This window comes from Mesorhizobium sp. AR02, from assembly GCF_024746835.1.
Classification (GTDB): Bacteria; Pseudomonadota; Alphaproteobacteria; order Rhizobiales; family Rhizobiaceae; genus Mesorhizobium.
This window is the reverse complement of record NZ_CP080531.1, coordinates 3,740,001-3,756,393: the sequence shown is the minus strand read 5'-3', so window position 1 is coordinate 3,756,393 and position 16,393 is coordinate 3,740,001. Positions and strand designations below refer to the sequence as shown.

Below are 16,393 nucleotides of genomic sequence, written 5' to 3'. Positions count from 1 at the left end.
ATTTGAACTATCGGAAGCGATAGAGTTGGCCGAACATCTTGTCGAGCTGGATGATGAGCTGGCCGCCAGAGAGGAGGGCGCGCTTCGCGCACGACGGGCCGCTAAGTCGAATAATTGGCGGACGAATATCAGCGCCGATTGACCGCCATGTGTTACTCCTAATGTTGGCGGGCGAGCGCTTGGCTCAAGATCGGATGGCACAAGTCCATACCTGTCCGACGAGATGAGATTAATTCATAAATAGTTTGTCCGGGTGGTATCGTGCAGATTGCGAAACTAGAAATCGAGAATTTTCGCGGTATCCGCGAAGGTGTAGTTCGTTTCTCACCCCATACAGTTCTCGTTGGCCCAAACAATTGCGGTAAGACTACGGTTATCGAAGCGCTGGCGTTGTTGTTCGATCGGGATCGGATGATCCGCCAGCTTACCGAGCATGATTTCTACGGCAGCAATCCCCAGCCTGCTGATCGCATACGGCTAGTCGCGACGGTAATCGGCTTCGAGGGCGACGATCCGGCGCAGCATATGGACTGGTTTCGCGAGGACCGCGGGATCGTCAAATGGTGGAATCCAGCGGATGGCACAGTGATGCCGGCGCGCAACGACGCGGCGTGGCGACTTGCATGCCAGATCGCCTTCGCGGCTCGATTTCACCGACCGTCGCTCGAAGTCGAGACGCTTCGCTATTTCCATGACGACGACGCCGTGGGCGACGTTTTCGCGGAGGAGAGCGCTACAACCTTCTCGGCGCGGCTGATACGCGACATCGGATTCTTCCTCGTGCCAGCCGCAAGAACGTGGGACCGAACGGTGTCCTTCGGATCGGAGCTTTTCCGTAGGGTTATCGCCGCTGGCGAAGGGCAGCCCTCGGAATCGGTTCTCGCCGAGCGGGATAGGCTGCGAGCACCACAGGCGAGCCTTGAGCAGGACGAACGTCTCGCGCCCATTGTCAATCGGCTGAATCAGGAATTGCGCGGTTTCTTCCGGACCGCTCCGACCCTTCATCTTCGGGTGACCGCAACAGACAGCGACGGGCTTCTGGAGTCGGTCGTCTCGCACTACGCCCACGAAGGTGGCAATCTTCCTCTGCCTGCGAGGCGACACGGGAGTGGCCTCCTTTCGCTCCAACACCTTCTTTTGCTCCTGCAGTTCGGACGTATGCGAGCCGAGACCAACGAAGGTTTCTGGATGGCGCTTGAGGAGCCGGAATTGCATGTACCGCCGCCATTGCAGCGCCGCCTCGTTCACCGCATCCAAGCTCTTTCGCGACAGACATTCGTCTCGACGCATTCGCCCATGGTCGCGACTCTCGCTGATCCCAAGGGTGTAGCGGTGCTGCGCAACGATAATGGAGCGCTGACGTCGGTCCCGTTGCTTTCGTCAACTTTGCCCGCTGCGACGCCGAACAGCGTGCGGAAGCTGTTTCAGGTCAACCGCGTCGAGACCATCGCGGCTGTGATGCATGAGTTCGTCTTGGTTCCCGAAGGGCGTACTGATTTCGAGTGGCTGGGCCTCCTGGTCCGCGCGGTCGATCTTCATCAAACCTGGGCGGCGGCGGATGAGTGCCGGTTCGACTCCTTCATCGGTGTCATCCCGACGCACGATGGTGCGGTGGTCAGAACGGTCGACGCCATCGCGGCACTACACCCTCGTGTGCTCGCGATGGTCGACGGGGATGCGGAGGGCGTGGGGTATGCTGCCGAACTCGTCGGTGCCGGCGCGCCGAATTCGGGCATTATCTTCCGGTGGGCGAATGGGCAAATGCTCGAAGACATCGTCGGCTGGATTGTCGAGGCGGATGCGAATGCTTGTCTCTCAGCGATCCATCTCGATCAACCTGCAGCCACCGTCGTCGAGCTAGTGACACGGCTGAAAAGCGACGTTCGAGCGGCTCAAGGTCTGAAGAAGGACACATCCTCCTACGAGATTATCGCAGGCGCGATCGGAGCGAACGACGCCTGCTGCGCGCGCGCGCGCTCGCTGCTCAATGCCATCACCGATGTCGCGAAGGGTGTCGCCAACCCACTGTTTTCCGCCGATGTAGCGAACCCGGCCATAAAGGTGTTCCAGCCGTGACAGTACGTGCGGTGGAAGGTGCGGCGGGGTGTGGCAAGACGTTTCGGTTGATGGAAATGCTGGCCGAGACGCTGGCCGCGCATCCGTTGACGAAGGGGCAACGCGTTCTCGCATTGACCTTCATGCATGGGGCTCGTCGTCGGTTAGCCGATCGGCTTCGCACCGTGCCTGGACTCGTTGGGCGGGTAGAATGCTGCACGGTCGATAGCTTTGCCTGGCGGATCTCCCGGCGCTGGCGTGGACTAGCAGCCGCGCTCGGGGTACCCGCAAGGACCGAGGGTGAATTCGACGCAGTCTGTGACGCCGCAGGGATGCTTCTTGAGCAGGTGCAGGTCCGAAATTGGACAGCTGCGAGCTTTCCGATTGTGTTGGTCGATGAAGGCCAAGATCTCAGGCCTCAGCGAATGCGCATGTTGGTCGCGCTCTCGACCGCGACGCGCACGCTGATCGCTGCCGACGAGTTTCAATGTCTCGACCAATCGCTTCGGCCAAACCCGCTCGTGGCGTGGATGCAAGGCGCAGCGGAGCCTGAAACGCTGGTTCAAGTTCGCCGGACCAACATGGGCGGCCTTCTCGCGGCTGCGGCGGCTATCCGAGGTGGACAGGCACCGATCAATGGCCAAGGATTCCGAATTTTACAGCCAGGCGTGAGCGTCCCGCTTGCCGCGACGTTGCTCGCCAACGCCGTCGCTTGGCGCCAGGGCGGCAATGTCGCGGTGATCACACCCGCCTTACAAGGCGGATTTACTCAGAATGTTGTGGCTCGTGTCGGCCAAGGTCCGTGCGGGCAGCAGGGTAGCGGCCCGTATTCGATTCATTGGGAGGGCACGGATCGCGAGGAGACGCAGGTCATCATCGACGACCTCCAACTCGGTGCAACCTCGCCCGCCATGGTTGCGCTCGCCGCGCTTCGTGCGCTGCCGCCCTCCGGGCCGGTGCGTGCGTCGATCATGTGGGTTGAGAACCAAATCCATGCGCTAGGGAGGGTAGAATTCGCCCGAGCGGACATCGAGGCTGTGATCGCTCGAAACGTGGCGCTTCGCCGACAGCATGGCGGTAATTTCGCGCACCTGTTCACTGCATTGACGGTACAGCAAGCCAAGAATCGCGAGTTCGACGGCGTCGTAATTGTATGGCCGTATCAGGTAGGCGGCGATGTCGAGCACAAGCGACGGCTGCTCTACAACGCCGTGACGCGGGCCAAGCAATGGTGCAACGTCATCGTCCAGGGTCAAAACATCCTCGCTGCGGCGCCGTTCGTTTAGATCCGAATCGGCTCATGAGGGAATCGGAAGCAACAGGTTGGAGAAAGTATTGATTGATAAGATATAAAATTGAGGGGAGAACGCGCGGGGGATGTTATGAGCGGGATTATTTCAACGTCAGGCGTGGGAGTGTTGAGCAAGCTGGTCGGCTTGACCAAACACACGAAGCATCTGCACGTCCCCAGTCCAATCGTTCCGAATTTTATCGCGCCTCCCGTCTGCACCAACCTCTCATTTCAGCCGATGGCGCTGGCAGCTGCCGTTGCTCGCACCGCGACCACCTGGGACGACGCCCCGAAGGAACTCCTGGATGGCTTGCAACAAAGCGCCTTGGTCGAACTGGAGACGCTTCTCGAGGATGGAAGCACGTTTGCTCTGAGGTCGTACTTTGAGTTTCTCGCGGATACGGCCGGATCGCAGTTCGCAGCGAAGGTCGGTACCGGCATGACGCATCTCTATATGGAGGCCCTTGGCTACGAATGGCGAGCCAACGCCGTGTGCCTCTCGTCGTCGCTCGATCCTCATGCGGATTTTATCTACGACGGGGGAAATGCCGCAGGTCATGGCGTGGTCTTGGCCGAGGCGCACGGTTCGTTCGCCAAGGATGTAACTGCTGGGAAGATAACCAGCGCGGCCAAGCGGAAGTATAAGAAACAGGTCAAGCCCTACATCACAGCGACGTCACCCTTCGGCGAGGTCATCCACGGCTATTCCATCGCCTTTGGCTCTAAGCCCACGGCGGCGGGCAGCTTCTTGAGCGTGTCAGAAACGCGGATCTCGAAACCTAGGAAGAAATCCGGCACTGCGCCTCCGTCGCTACCGGAAGAGGGGCGGCCAGCAGGAACGCCTGCGCCAATCGTCCTAGCGACGCACCGATCCAACTTCATGCTGATGGGCGTGCCGGAAGTCGTCGACTGGATCGACTGGCTCCGTGCGGTCGATGGAGCGGTGCCGGAGCAGGAGCCAGTCCCGCTCCTGCGTCTCCAATATGCCGGCCGGACTTACCTTACTTCGGTGCCTTGGGTTCAGCGCTCCGGTTTGCAGCCATGGTGGATCGAGGAATTTTTCGATCATCCCTATTGGCGGCGAATGGCTCGACACGCGCAACTGCCAGCATCGCAGCGACTGGCTTCCGGGCTCGCATGGTTCGCGATCGAAGAGAAGGGAGGCGCCGAATTCTTGAACGGGCTAAGCGCTGTTATCCGCGGCGGTCGGCGGCAAATGCCTCCCTCGTTTCTGTTGCCGACCTTCGATCCTGTCGGATTCGGATTCGTGGACGGCGACCGAGCCGTGCCAGACATCCGAGATGAAGGTGATCGCTCTTACGACTACGCGCAGTTTCGCGACGGTCTAGCGTTGTTGGGCGACCCGTTTCGCGGTCGCCCACGCGATATGGTGCTTTGGTCACCGGAAGGCGGGTATCGCTGGGAAAATGAGAGATGACGGTACATTTTCGGACCGCTATGCCACCTGCGGCAGAGATATATGGAGCACGGTGAAGGGCTACGCCTTGCCGGCGACGCCGAAGGAGACGGCGCGGATGATCAGCTCGGGCTCTGGAGGTGGTGAACGCCATGACGGTCATGGGTGGGCAATTCCCTCGGATATTTCAGGCGAACCTCGACCGGCTGTTCGTGCGCGTCATCCAGCCCACGATGGACGCGCTGGTGCTCCATCCCGTCCTAGAACAGGGCGAGGCGGCGTCGATGAACGAGTTTCTGGACCGCGCCGCGGCCCAGGTCGACAATTACACCGCAAACGAGGCTGCCAAATCCTTCGTGCTGACGCTGGCCGGCGTCTTCGAACGGCAGCTCAGCATATGGACAACTGCGACGGGGCCGACAGACCTGGCGAAGCTGCGCGGCTTTCAGGAGCAGTTGCTTGCCGGTGCGCAGCACGCGAGCATCGATCTGGCGATCGACGATCTCGGCGCCGAGCTCAACGAGATGTTCACGGTCGCCAATGTCGTGCGCCATGGCGAAGGACCGTCCTGCGAGCGGCTTCGCGCGATGGCGCCGGCGCTATGGTCCGACACTGCCGCGGACTATATCGACCTGGTGCCCGGCCCCCGGAGGCCGAGCGAGACACTCAGGATCGGAAGGAACGACCTCGTCCGCTACATCAGGGCAACGACGCGATTCTGGGGCCGGGTGGACCCTTTGCCGATGGCGGTGACCGATCCGCCATACTGGCTGTCTTGAACGAGCGGGGGCGAATGCTTGGACGACGACCATATCGATGAAGACTATTATGATCAGCCCCGCTATCGCTCTGTCGCGGAGATCGGCCCGAGCGATCTGGTCGAAGCGCTGAAGAGCCTGGCAGGGTTTGCCGAGAACCCGTTCCTGGTGATGCAGGCCGGCCAGCTTTGCATGATCGACAATCTGCTGAACACGCTGGAAGACGAGGTCATGCGGCGGCAGGCCGATGACGATCCGCCGCATGACAAGGTGGCCTTGCTCGGTGCGCTGTCTCCGATGTGGATCTACGCGGCCTATGAGCTTCAGCGGACTTGGCGCCAGCGCTGTGAAGAGGTGATCAAGCTCGCCGAGAGTGGCGGACTGGATTTCAAGGCGGTCCATCTTGAGCGTGATATTGGCTATCGGCATTACGACCGCGAACTGCGGGCTGAGCAGCTTCGGAACGCGCAGCAGAGGTCGGAACTGGTCGTGCAGATGCGCATCGATCTGCGGCGGACGGAAATGGGCTACACCACTCTGGAATTCATCCGGGTCGCACTGGCCAAGCATGAGGTAAGCAAGAAGGGTAGCAAGAAGCCGATCGCTTTCGCTCCGGGCATGGCGCGCCCGAACCGGCATTGCGGCTCGATGGAGTATGAGATGAGCAACGGCGGCGCGATCATAGGGACTGTCACGCGCCGCGACATCGCCGAGACGATCAGGTTCATTCCGCAAGCCGAGAATCCGAGAGATGAGGACCTGGCTGGATTCCGGGCCTACATGAATCCGCCCGACATCGATCCATTTGCAAAGGGTTGACCATGAGCGAAGAGGACGGGTCCGAACAGCCCAAGAGACAGAAGGCCTTCGAGCTTTTGGCGTCGGTGGCGGTCTTTGCGCGCAAGAATGGCATCGCGCTCAACGATCCGGCTCTGGTCGAGCGTTTCATGGGGGACGCCGAGCCGCGTTTGCGGGAAGCATTGTCTGATCCGGCGTTGATCCACGGTTCCCGGATCGAGCGCCTGTTCGAGGCGACAGTGCTGAGCCTCGGGCACTTCAGGCTCCTGAAGGCGGAAGATGTCGGACGCGTCCACGCGGCGGAGACCTTCCGTGCGCCGGACTTCCGCGTCGTCCTCAATGATGGCGATCAATGGCTGGTGGAGGTCAAGAACGTCCGGAGCAAGGAGCCCTTCAAGCAGGAGCTGCGCATGTCCCGGGCGTATCTCTCCACACTCCAATCCTATGCGGACGCCGTCGGCACGCCGCTGAAGCTGGCGATCTATTGGTCGCTCTGGAGGTTCTGGTCGGTGATCTCGCCTGAGCGCTTTCGAAGCCGCAACGGCTCGCTCCGCGTTTCGATGCAGGAGGCAATGCTCGCCAGCGAATTTGAGCGTCTGGGCGAGGTTCTGATCATGACGAAGCCACCGTTGCGCCTTGTGCTCGCCGCCGCGACGGACATGCCGCGGTCGCTCAGCGACGAGGGGCTTGCCAATTTTATGATCGGATCGGCGAAGCTCTACAGCCGCGACGTCGAGCTGACCGACCCGAAGGACCGAAAACTCGCCCAGGTGTTTCTATTCCACGGCGAGTGGGCCGTGGAGGGGCCCTTTGCGCTCATAGACGGCGATCAGATCGCCGGTGTCGAATTCGTCGCAAAGCCTGTCGAGCCGACAAACCAGGGTTGGGAGGGTATCGGCACGGCTAGCCGGATTTTCAGCAGCTTCTACGCCGACCAGACGATCGACGGCGACCAGGTTATCCAGCTCGATGGCGAACCGGCACCGGATTGGTTTGCCCCTCTTGCGAGCTGGGACTTCAAGAACAGCAAGCTACCACTTTTTCTCGGCCGCATTCAGCCTTCGGACGACGTGAAGGCTTCCACTGGTGATTGAGGCCCGTCCATCTCAACACAACAATCAGTCCACTCGAAGCAGGCGCTGCGCGCAATAAACATCCGAAGGATGTGATCGCTGGCTACGACAAGTTCATGGTCGCGGAAATTCTCCGGCGATTTGGAACCGTGAAAGAGATTGCATCGGATGGTATAAATGGTTCGAAGGAGCCGAGGCCATGTCGGAGTGTCGCCGGCTGCCCAACCGACTGGCTGAAGCTTGACACCCTGACGTAAGACTTCGGCCATAAGCTCTTCACGAGAAAATCGCCAGAACGCGTCGCGCCCGAGTTTTCGGCGCACATCGCGAACATTGAGAACCGGCCACATCGTCGTGAAAACCTCGACCCTCTCGCGAAAGTCAGGGGAATTCCTCATCAGCTCGTTATAGGCCTCCGTGAGACGCTGGTGGTTGGCCAGTGCTGTGATCATCTCCGCGTCGGTCGCGGCATCCGTCACACATTCCATCCACCCGTTGAAGCCCATCCATAGATTTACGAAAGAGGAGAAGGCTGATCGTTGGGCGTCGGAGGCGTCAATGAGTTCGCGCGCAAGATCCGCTGTCTCCGGATCGAGCGTTCTAAAGTGACTAAAGCAAACCACGGCAATCAGTCTTCCAAACAAGAGTTCAGCATTCCTTTTTGGCGTGTCACAGTAATTCTTATTATTATTTATTGCTAGGCAAATTCCCGTCAACCCGAATCTCATTAACGTCTTGGGCGTCGGACTGTGCTTGCAAAGATATGCGCCAGTCTTGCGTCCGCTGAGAGGAAAACTCTACCCGGTGAACAGAGCTACCACCAGGATCCGAGTACGACACCTTAAGCGCCTCCTCGATCGGGACCATCTCTGGCTCGATCCACATCGCCATGCTCAAGAAGACATGGCCCAGCTTCCACGGCCCGTGCGGAGTGTCGATGGAGACCGTTCCGGGGTAGGGAATACGGGCAGTCCGCGTGATGGGAGGCTCGCCCTTCGCAATTTCGGCGTAGGGGTTTAAGGTCTCCTGGACCTTTCGCCAGACGTCATTCAGCGACCAACTCGAGCCGTCTTCGGTGTTGTGAAAGATCGGGGCAAACAAGTCTGTATCAGGCGGAAGTATGTACTCCACGTCATCGGGCTCGGGAACTGTATCGTCCCCGGCCCGATACGCGCGAACGCCGGCTCCGGTGATGGCACATGCCTTATGCCAGAACATAATCAGGTCGAGGCTAAGGATTGGATTAATGTCCGCGACCGTTAGATCGGAGATTTTGCGAAGCGAAATTCCCGCGTGAGATGCTGCAATCTGAGCCTCGGCGGAGAAGCCGGACGCACTGACGGCAATGGTGCGATCTGCTCCAATCGACGACTTCTTCGTGGTTAGCTGCTCGATCCAGGTGACATCCTGAAGCTTTGATCTGCGTCGACATTCGATCGTGACAAGCAGTTCGGTCGTGCCGGCTTTGGCGCGAATGCTGGCATCCACTTCCCTCAGCCGACCTGTGAGCTTGCAGCGCAGACGATCTGGTGACTTAACGAGCAGCCCTCGGGGGCCCGCGTCGGCCTCGATCCGCGCGATCAGGCGTTCGAATTCGCGCCATTCGGGATCCCGACGTCGGTGCGCGGTCATTCCTTTGGACCGCCTCTTGTCCCGGCATTCAGGAACATTGGGAAGAAGCTAATCTGCTTCTTCATTTTGATGACGTCATCAACGCCAATCGTATTGGCCTTCCGTCGCTCCCCGCCGGCGGGGGTTATCACCTCAAGGTCTGGGTTTTCGATGATCGCTGCATGGACATCGTCGGCGTGCGCCGGGGTAATGTTGTATATGCTTTCGTAGAAGTCCATGACAGGCATGGCGTCTCCGGATTCCATGATCAGGCGCGGAATGTCCCCGAGAAGCTGGTTCTTCGCCGACGCTCGACCGCTGATATCGAAGAGGTAGAGCATGCCTTCATCATGCTTTGGATCGTAGGAGAGCATGTTGAGGCCGGATCGACCGAAGTGTGCCTGTAAGCTGGCGTTGTCGTGCAGAATGTTGTTGTAGACCTGCCTTGCCCGATAGGCATTCGCAAAGTGGATCAGCCAGTACCGCCACCCGCCGGGATTATTAATCGAGAACGGGCTGACATAGGGGGCGCACAATCGGAAAGCGTCGAAGACGATTTTCTCGGCTGTGCCGAGCCAGTCCTTTTGGCTCATTAGCGCATCGAGCGCCTGGATATCGTTGCTCGTCAGTCCGAGATGATCGAGCTGGGCGCGAAGCCGCTCCGGCTGGTCCTTTTGAAGGAATGCGAGCAGCGAACTGATGACGAAGGTGTAGAAAATCTCAGCCGCGGGATAAGAGTGCATAATGTCGAGGATGGTGTTCCGCTCGACATGGCTATGACCGCATTGATCGAGGTTGAAGATGACACTCCGATAGCGGCCTTGCCCCAACAGGCGCTTGATATCGGGATAAGCGGCTTCGAAGAACTCGTTCAGATATTCGACCCGCAGATGCAGCTTGGGGCAGCTCTGGCTGGCCTCTGCTTGCATCGGTGCGACATGCGTCTTTAGAAGTTCGATCGCATCGCGACTGGCATCGTTGAATATGAGGAGGCATTCGACTTCGACAGCGCCTAGTCCTTGTGCGGCGCGTTGTGTGTTCACCGCATCGACGGCTCGGTTCAATTCTTCAATGAAAATCAGGGGCGATCCGGGCGAGCCACATTGATATCGCCCCCCACCGGCGAAGCCGTCGATGATTGCGAGGCGAAACCGCTCCTGCTGAGGGAGCCTGCAGCGGACGGTGAGATAGTCGAAGACATATTCACGTAGAATTTTGTGTTTGCGGCGTGAATGCTCCTCAAGCTTTGCGCCGTCGACCCATTCGTATCTTTTCTCGACCACCTTGCGCCCCCAACAAGTATTGTTTTTACATTACAGTCGCATCCGTTGGGGTGACTGGCATCTCGTCCCAAGTGCGGCCGCGATACTCACGTCCGTTGGCTTTCTTGGAGCGCTTTTTGTTGTCCTTGCCCCATGTCCCCCACTGTTTGAAGAAGAAGGCGGTGCCCGCCGTCAGGCACTGGCCGTGGATCTCGTCAATCCATTCTTCTTTGATCGGCCGAGCCGATTTGCCGCTTTCGCCGCCGACGATCGCCCAATGAATGCCGCGGAGGTCGACGATGCCAACCGATCCGATCAGGGGCTCGAAGGAGATGAACCTGATGGCCGCAGGCGCTTGGCGGAGATAGTCGATACGGCTCACGACATCCGAGTTTTCAATGCTGGTGCCGAGCCAGACGTTGGGAAGGACGTCGCCCATCCGGGAAGCGACGAGTGCCGCCATTCGTTCGGGCCGCTTGGTTAGGATTTGATAATTGTGGCGCGGGGTCTCGCGCATGACCTTCCAGACCTTGACGATGAATTCGTCGCTGACACCCTCGTGAAAGAGGTCGCTCATCGAGTTTACGAAGATTTTCCGTGGTTTCTTCCATCCATAGGGAATGGCCAACGCCTCACGGTCCTCCCGCACCACGCCGTTCCACACCGTGCGCTTTCCTGTCTTTCGGGTAAGTCCCGCATATTTTGTGATGCCCATGGTCTCAAGGCGTTTGGCCATTTCCATCGCGTAACAATTGGTGCAGCCCGCAGTGATAATCGAACACCCTGCGACGGGATTCCAAGTGGAGTCAGTCCATTCAATCTGAGTTTCAGCCATCTTGTCCTCCCGAACATCCCTTGACCCGCCACCGCATCAGACTGCTCCGCGTATCGGATTGACGACCTGGAGTCCGGCAAAGTCTTTTTCGTTATCCGTCACGACCACGCAGTCGTTGGCCTCAGCAATCGCAGCGATGATGGTGTCGAGCGCGCTTCGGGGGCGTCCCTTCGCCCTACCGGCAGCCATAAGGCTGGCCCAGACGAGGCCAGCTTTCTCGTCAAATGATAGAACGCGGCCAGCGAACAGCGCTTGCGGGCCTTCGGGGCCGGCGAACCAAGCTTCAAGGCTGCTGCGCTTCTTGCCTTTCGGTTTCTCCAAGATACCTCGACAGATTTCGGCGACAGTGAGCGACGCAATGAAGAGGTCATCGTCCTTCTGCGCGCCCATCCAAGCCAGCAGTGAGCCCGACGGTTCCGGCTTTATGACGTTGCTGATAATATTGGTATCGAGGAGGTAGCGCGTCACAGATCGACCTTACGCCCCTCTTCTCGTGGACGGCTGAGGTCGAGATCTACGCCAACCAGAGGCGAGCGACGCAGCGCGGCCAGAATACCGCCCGCTTTCGGAGGCTCACCCGCCACTGCCTGCTGCATGGTCCGGCGAAGCTTCCCGGCTTCCGGACCGTCCTCCGTCAATTTCCGAGCAAGGGATCGAAGCAGATCGCGGTCGGCGTCGAGCGCCTGGATCTCGAACCGCGCGATGCCACGCTCAGTCAGCCGGGACCGATAATTCTCGAGGGCTCTTTTCTGCGCACTGTTGCTCATGGCCTGCCTCCGTGCTATATCCAGATATATAGCCGTCTTTTCTTTGAGGTGCAAGGCTGGTGAAATTGTTGTCCATCCCGGCGAGTGAAGCTGACCTCCCCAAGGCATGTAGGGTGGCGGGAATTGTCATTGTGACGAGACGCCCCGCTTCCAAGGATGGCGATCACAAAAATATTATTGCTACGACGGTGGTCGATCCGTGCGCCGCCTCTACGCTGCTACCCGCCAGCACCCGCTCAAATGCGGCACAAGCTATTGATTTACAATATATTTTCGTCTTGCCAAGACGTCTTCATTTGGCATCATTGTCGCGAAGCGGGGTGTTCCGCGCGAGGATGAGGACGCGATCGTGGCGCGACCGAGACGTACAACAGCCGACAAGCTTCGTGTGGTCGCCGACGCGGCCCGCGAACCGGCTGTGCCTTTGTCGTCGAAGCCCGATCCACGCCTCGTCAATCTGGTCCGGCTGCTGGCGCGGCAGGCCGCACGGGACTTCGTTCAAGCCGAAACAGGCAACCGGACGCGAGACCGCCTCCCGGAATAAGGAGGTCGCTTCATGAAGGTAGCGCTCTACGCTCGCTACTCATCGGACAATCAGCGAGACGCCTCGATCGAGGATCAGTTGCGGCTCTGTCGCCTCCATGCCGAGAAGCAAGGCTGGACAGTCGTCGACAGTTATACCGACCGCGCGATCTCCGGCGCGTCGCTGCTGCGTCCCGGCATCCAGGAACTCATCACCGATGCGATGCGCGGCAAGTTCGTCGTCGTGCTGGCCGAGGCTATGGATCGTCTGAGCCGCGATCAGCAGGACATCGCCGGGCTATTCAAGCGCATGGCCTTCGGTGGGGTGCGTATCGTCACGCTGTCCGAAGGCGACGTAACGCATCTCCATGTCGGTCTCAAGGGAACGATGAACGCCCTCTTTCTGAAAGACCTGGCCGACAAGACGCGACGCGGATTGCGTGGCCGCGTCGAGGACGGCAAGTCCGGTGGCGGACTGTGCTTTGGTTATGACGTGGTGAAGCAATTCGCATCGAACGGCGAACCGATCCGCGGCGATCGAACGATCAACGAGGCCGAGGCTGCTGTCGTTCGCCGCATCTTCGCGGATTATCTCGTGGGCAAATCGTCCCGCGCCATCGCCTTTGAGCTGAACAAGGAAGGCGTTTCCGGGCCGAAAGGCACCGAATGGGGACCGTCAACGATCCATGGCAACCCGAAGCGCGGCGTCGGCATCCTCAACAACGAACTTTATATCGGCCGCCTCGTCTGGAACCGGCTCCGCTATCTGAAAGACCCGGATACGGGAAAGCGCGTGTCGCGTCTCAATCCTGAGTCCGAGTGGGTGATGCAGGAAGTGCCGGACATGCGCATCGTGGATCAGGACGTCTGGGACAATGTGAAGGCACGCCAGCAGACGCTCGCTTATGAGACGTCTGAGCCCGGTGAGAATGCGCTGAACAAACGACGGCGTCCGAAGCACCTGTTTGCCGGCCTTGTGAAGTGTGGCTGCTGTGGCGGCGGTTACATGATGATATCGAAGGATCTGCTGGGCTGCGCGACGTCACGGAATAAGGGCACCTGCGATAACCGGCTGAATGTCCGGCGGGACGCGCTGGAAGCCTCGGTGCTCAGCGGCTTACGGACCCATCTGATGGAGCCCGAGCTATTCAAGGAATTCTGCGAGGAATTCACTCGTGAGGTGAATCGGCTGCGGATTGAGCGTAGCTCGGACATCATCAGCCAGCGCAAAGAGTTGGAACGCGTCCACCGAGACTTGGAACGAGCGATTCAAGCCATACTGGATGGTGTGCCCGGGGCTCAGCTCAAGGACAAGATTGGCGGCCTCGAAGCCCGCAAGGCGGAACTGACCGAGTTGCTGGCCAACGCCGACGAGCCGCCGCTGCTTCTGCATCCGAACATGGCGGAGATATACCGCCAGCGTATTTCGACACTCTATAAGAGCCTACAGAGCGAGGACAGCAAGGCCGAGGCAGCGGAGGTTTTCCGGACGTTGGTCGATCAGGTCACTCTCGTGCCCGCCGAAGACGAGCTGGCGATCGTGCTTCGCGGCGACCTTGCCGCGATCCTGCGGTTCGCGGCGAACAAGAAAAACCCCGACGTCCTTTCGGAGGCCGGGGTTTTGGGTGCCTTGCTTTCGCAAGAATCGTTGGTTGCGGGGACAGGATTTGAACCTGTGACCTTCAGGTTATGAGCCTGACGAGCTACCGGGCTGCTCCACCCCGCGTCACCTCTCAGCAAGCGCTTGCTTGCTGATCTAAGCAAGCGTTTGCTTGCTTTGGACGTAAGCGCATGCCTACGAATAGGATGGCCTACAAATAGGTAGATGGCTCACCAAATGAAAGGGCCGCTTACGCGGCCCGTGGTCCCGTTGGCGGGCCTTGTTCGTAGAGAGAAGATTTCACTCCATCCGATTGGATGGGAGTTCAACGTGCGTTTAGCAGACCTGGCAGCGACCTACTCTCCCGCGTCTTGAGACGAAGTACCATCAGCGCTGGAGCGTTTCACGGCCGAGTTCGGAATGGGATCGGGTGCAGCCGCTCCGCCATAACCACCAGGTCGGCAAAACGCACGTTGTTCGAGAAGCTTTTTGAGCGAATAGCGATGAGGGAGTAGCGAATAGGGAGGCCCCTATTGTGGTGCTCTCTCGGAGCTGTTCGCTGGTCTTGTTGTGCCTTTACAGCTCTTCTAGTCTTGGCGCCTTTCGAAGCGAAGCTTCGCAAGGTCGACCGACCGTCGGCGCTGATGCGCCGCACCCACGTAGCGTCGCCCGCAGGGCGGAACAAGCGTGAGTGAGAACAGACCATCTGACTTTGTCAGATGGGCATAAGGAATGAGAACGATCAAGCCGATCGAACTATTAGTACCGGTAAGCTTCAAGCGTTGCCGCTCTTCCACACCCGGCCTATCAACGTGGTCGTCTTCCACGGTTCTCAGGGAATACTCGTTTTAAGGTGGGTTTCCCGCTTAGATGCCTTCAGCGGTTATCCCGTCCGGATATAGCTACCCTGCTATGCGGCTGGCGCCACAACAGGTCCACCAGAGATCCGTCCATCCCGGTCCTCTCGTACTAGGGACAGATCCTTTCAATATTCCTACACCCACGGCAGATAGGGACCGAACTGTCTCACGACGTTCTGAACCCAACTCACGTACCGCTTTAAATGGCGAACAGCCATACCCTTGGGACCTGCTCCAGCCCCAGGATGCGATGAGTCGACATCGAGGTGCCAAACAACCCCGTCGATATGGACTCTTGGGGGTCATCAGCCTGTTATCCCCGGCGTACCTTTTATCCGTTGAGCGATGGCCCTTCCACGCGGGACCACCGGATCACTATGACCGACTTTCGTCTCTGCTCGACTTGTCAGTCTCGCAGTCAGGCAGGCTTATGCCATTGCACTCAGCGAACGATTTCCGACCGTTCTGAGCCCACCATCGCGCGCCTCCGTTACTCTTTAGGAGGCGACCGCCCCAGTCAAACTACCCACCATACATTGTCCCGGACCCGGATAACGGGCCGCGGTTAGACATCCATAGTAATAAGGGTGGTATTTCAAGGGTGGCTCCACCTGAGCTGGCGCCCAGGTTTCAAAGCCTACCACCTATCCTACACATGCCACTACGAATGCCAATGTAAAGCTATAGTAAAGGTGCACGGGGTCTTTCCGTCTAACCGCAGGAACCCCGCATCTTCACGGGGAATTCAATTTCACTGAGTCTATGCTGGAGACAGCGGGGAAGTCGTTACGCCATTCGTGCAGGTCGGAACTTACCCGACAAGGAATTTCGCTACCTTAGGACCGTTATAGTTACGGCCGCCGTTTACTGGGGCTTCGATTCAGAGCTTGCACCCCTCCTCTTAACCTTCCAGCACCGGGCAGGCGTCAGACCCTATACGTCGTCTTGCGACTTCGCAGAGCCCTGTGTTTTTGATAAACAGTCGCTACCCCCTGGTCTGTGCCACCCTCCTCCACTTGCGTGGAAAAGGGTCACGCTTCTTCCGAAGTTACGCGTGCAATTTGCCGAGTTCCTTCAGCATAGTTCTCTCAAGCGCCTTGGTATACTCTACCAGACCACCAGTGTCGGTTTCGGGTACGGTTTATAAGGAGGAGCTATTTCCTGGAACCACGCAGCAGCCCGTTCAATCCGATAAGATTGGACTACCTCAATGATCCGTCACTACCTCCAAGCCCACGAATATTAACGTGGTTCCCATCGACTACGCGTTTCCGCCTCGTCTTAGGGGCCGGCTAACCCTGCTCAGATTAGCTTTAAGCAGGAACCCTTGGTCTTTCGGCGGGGGAGTCTCTCACTCCCCTTACGTTACTCATGTCAGCATTCGCACTTCTGATACCTCCACCACCCCTCACGGGTATGGCTTCATCAGCTTACAGAACGCTCCGCTACCGCTTGGCCCTTGCGGACCAAACCCTAAGCTTCGGTGTATGGCTTTAGCCCCGTTACATTTTCGGCGCAAAGACCCTTATTTAGACCAGTGAGCT

The 16,393-nt window shown here is 58.8% G+C and carries 13 protein-coding genes, 1 tRNA gene, 2 rRNA genes and 1 pseudogene (1 of these 17 running past the window's edge); 7 read left to right on the top strand and 10 right to left on the bottom strand.

All coding sequences use genetic code 11. From position 1 onward, the window contains the following. Nucleotides 1–261 precede the first annotated feature (261 nt). The 6 genes from DBIPINDM_RS22360 (at nucleotide 262) to DBIPINDM_RS22335 (ending at nucleotide 7,413) form a co-directional block, all read left to right on the top strand. Nucleotides 262–2,076 (top strand): ATP-dependent nuclease, encoded by a 1,815-nt coding sequence (locus DBIPINDM_RS22360; RefSeq protein WP_258581274.1) that lies wholly within the window; start codon nucleotides 262–264, stop codon nucleotides 2,074–2,076. Next, nucleotides 2,073–3,341: an ATP-dependent helicase gene (locus DBIPINDM_RS22355; RefSeq protein ID WP_258581273.1), complete on the top strand. Its 1,269-nt coding sequence runs from the start codon at nucleotides 2,073–2,075 to the stop codon at nucleotides 3,339–3,341. The genes DBIPINDM_RS22360 and DBIPINDM_RS22355 overlap by 4 nt, the downstream gene beginning before the upstream one ends. Nucleotides 3,342–3,473: 132 nt before the next feature. Further along, nucleotides 3,474–4,784, top strand: coding sequence for a hypothetical protein (locus DBIPINDM_RS22350; protein ID WP_258581272.1), 1,311 nt, complete (start codon nucleotides 3,474–3,476; stop codon nucleotides 4,782–4,784). Between the two features lie 122 nt (nucleotides 4,785–4,906). Continuing rightward, nucleotides 4,907–5,542, top strand: a complete 636-nt coding sequence (locus DBIPINDM_RS22345; protein ID WP_258581271.1) for a hypothetical protein — start codon at nucleotides 4,907–4,909, stop codon at nucleotides 5,540–5,542. 18 nt (nucleotides 5,543–5,560) lie between these two features. Then, entirely contained in the window at nucleotides 5,561–6,340 is a 780-nt protein-coding gene (locus DBIPINDM_RS22340) for a hypothetical protein (RefSeq protein WP_258581270.1), read from the top strand. A gap of 2 nt (nucleotides 6,341–6,342) precedes the next feature. Further along, nucleotides 6,343–7,413, top strand: coding sequence for a hypothetical protein (locus DBIPINDM_RS22335; RefSeq protein ID WP_258581269.1), 1,071 nt, complete (start codon nucleotides 6,343–6,345; stop codon nucleotides 7,411–7,413). On the opposite strand, the gene DBIPINDM_RS22330 is transcribed toward DBIPINDM_RS22335, so the two are convergent. From DBIPINDM_RS22330 to DBIPINDM_RS22305, 6 genes are read right to left on the bottom strand one after another with little or no spacing between them, the layout of a single operon-like run. Further along, nucleotides 7,374–8,036 (bottom strand): hypothetical protein, encoded by a 663-nt coding sequence (locus tag DBIPINDM_RS22330; RefSeq protein ID WP_258581268.1) that lies wholly within the window; start codon nucleotides 8,034–8,036, stop codon nucleotides 7,374–7,376. The genes DBIPINDM_RS22335 and DBIPINDM_RS22330 overlap by 40 nt on opposite strands. Nucleotides 8,037–8,079: 43 nt before the next feature. Next, nucleotides 8,080–9,024, bottom strand: coding sequence for a restriction endonuclease (locus DBIPINDM_RS22325; protein ID WP_258581267.1), 945 nt, complete (start codon nucleotides 9,022–9,024; stop codon nucleotides 8,080–8,082). Beyond that, nucleotides 9,021–10,286: a three-Cys-motif partner protein TcmP gene (locus tag DBIPINDM_RS22320; RefSeq protein WP_258581266.1), complete on the bottom strand. Its 1,266-nt coding sequence runs from the start codon at nucleotides 10,284–10,286 to the stop codon at nucleotides 9,021–9,023. The genes DBIPINDM_RS22325 and DBIPINDM_RS22320 overlap by 4 nt, the downstream gene beginning before the upstream one ends. Nucleotides 10,287–10,311: 25 nt before the next feature. Next, nucleotides 10,312–11,100 carry a DUF5131 family protein gene (locus tag DBIPINDM_RS22315; protein ID WP_258581265.1) on the bottom strand — a complete coding sequence of 263 codons (789 nt, stop codon included), beginning with the start codon at nucleotides 11,098–11,100 and terminating at the stop codon, nucleotides 10,312–10,314. A gap of 36 nt (nucleotides 11,101–11,136) precedes the next feature. Beyond that, on the bottom strand, nucleotides 11,137–11,568 hold the full coding sequence (locus tag DBIPINDM_RS22310; RefSeq protein ID WP_258581264.1) for a PIN domain-containing protein: 432 nt from the start codon (nucleotides 11,566–11,568) through the stop codon (nucleotides 11,137–11,139). Further along, nucleotides 11,565–11,867: a hypothetical protein gene (locus DBIPINDM_RS22305; protein WP_258581263.1), complete on the bottom strand. Its 303-nt coding sequence runs from the start codon at nucleotides 11,865–11,867 to the stop codon at nucleotides 11,565–11,567. Before DBIPINDM_RS22305 ends, DBIPINDM_RS22310 begins: the two co-directional genes overlap by 4 nt. 556 nt (nucleotides 11,868–12,423) lie before the next feature. Here DBIPINDM_RS22305 and DBIPINDM_RS43335 point away from each other — a divergent pair. Continuing rightward, a pseudogene (locus DBIPINDM_RS43335) lies at nucleotides 12,424–13,449 on the top strand (recombinase family protein); the annotation flags it as partial. 84 nt (nucleotides 13,450–13,533) lie between these two features. On the opposite strand, the gene DBIPINDM_RS43330 reads toward DBIPINDM_RS43335, so the two are convergent. The 4 genes from DBIPINDM_RS43330 to DBIPINDM_RS22285 all read right to left on the bottom strand — a co-directional run. Then, a complete protein-coding gene (locus DBIPINDM_RS43330) occupies nucleotides 13,534–13,782 on the bottom strand; it encodes a hypothetical protein (protein ID WP_318036887.1) in 249 nt (82 codons plus the stop codon). Nucleotides 13,783–14,038: 256 nt separating this feature from the next. Continuing rightward, nucleotides 14,039–14,115, bottom strand: a tRNA-Met gene (locus tag DBIPINDM_RS22295). A 217-nt stretch (nucleotides 14,116–14,332) separates the two neighbouring features. Further along, a 5S ribosomal RNA gene (gene rrf / locus DBIPINDM_RS22290) occupies nucleotides 14,333–14,447 on the bottom strand. Nucleotides 14,448–14,727: 280 nt separating this feature from the next. After that, nucleotides 14,728–16,393 (bottom strand): 23S ribosomal RNA (locus DBIPINDM_RS22285); it runs 1,137 nt beyond the window's last position.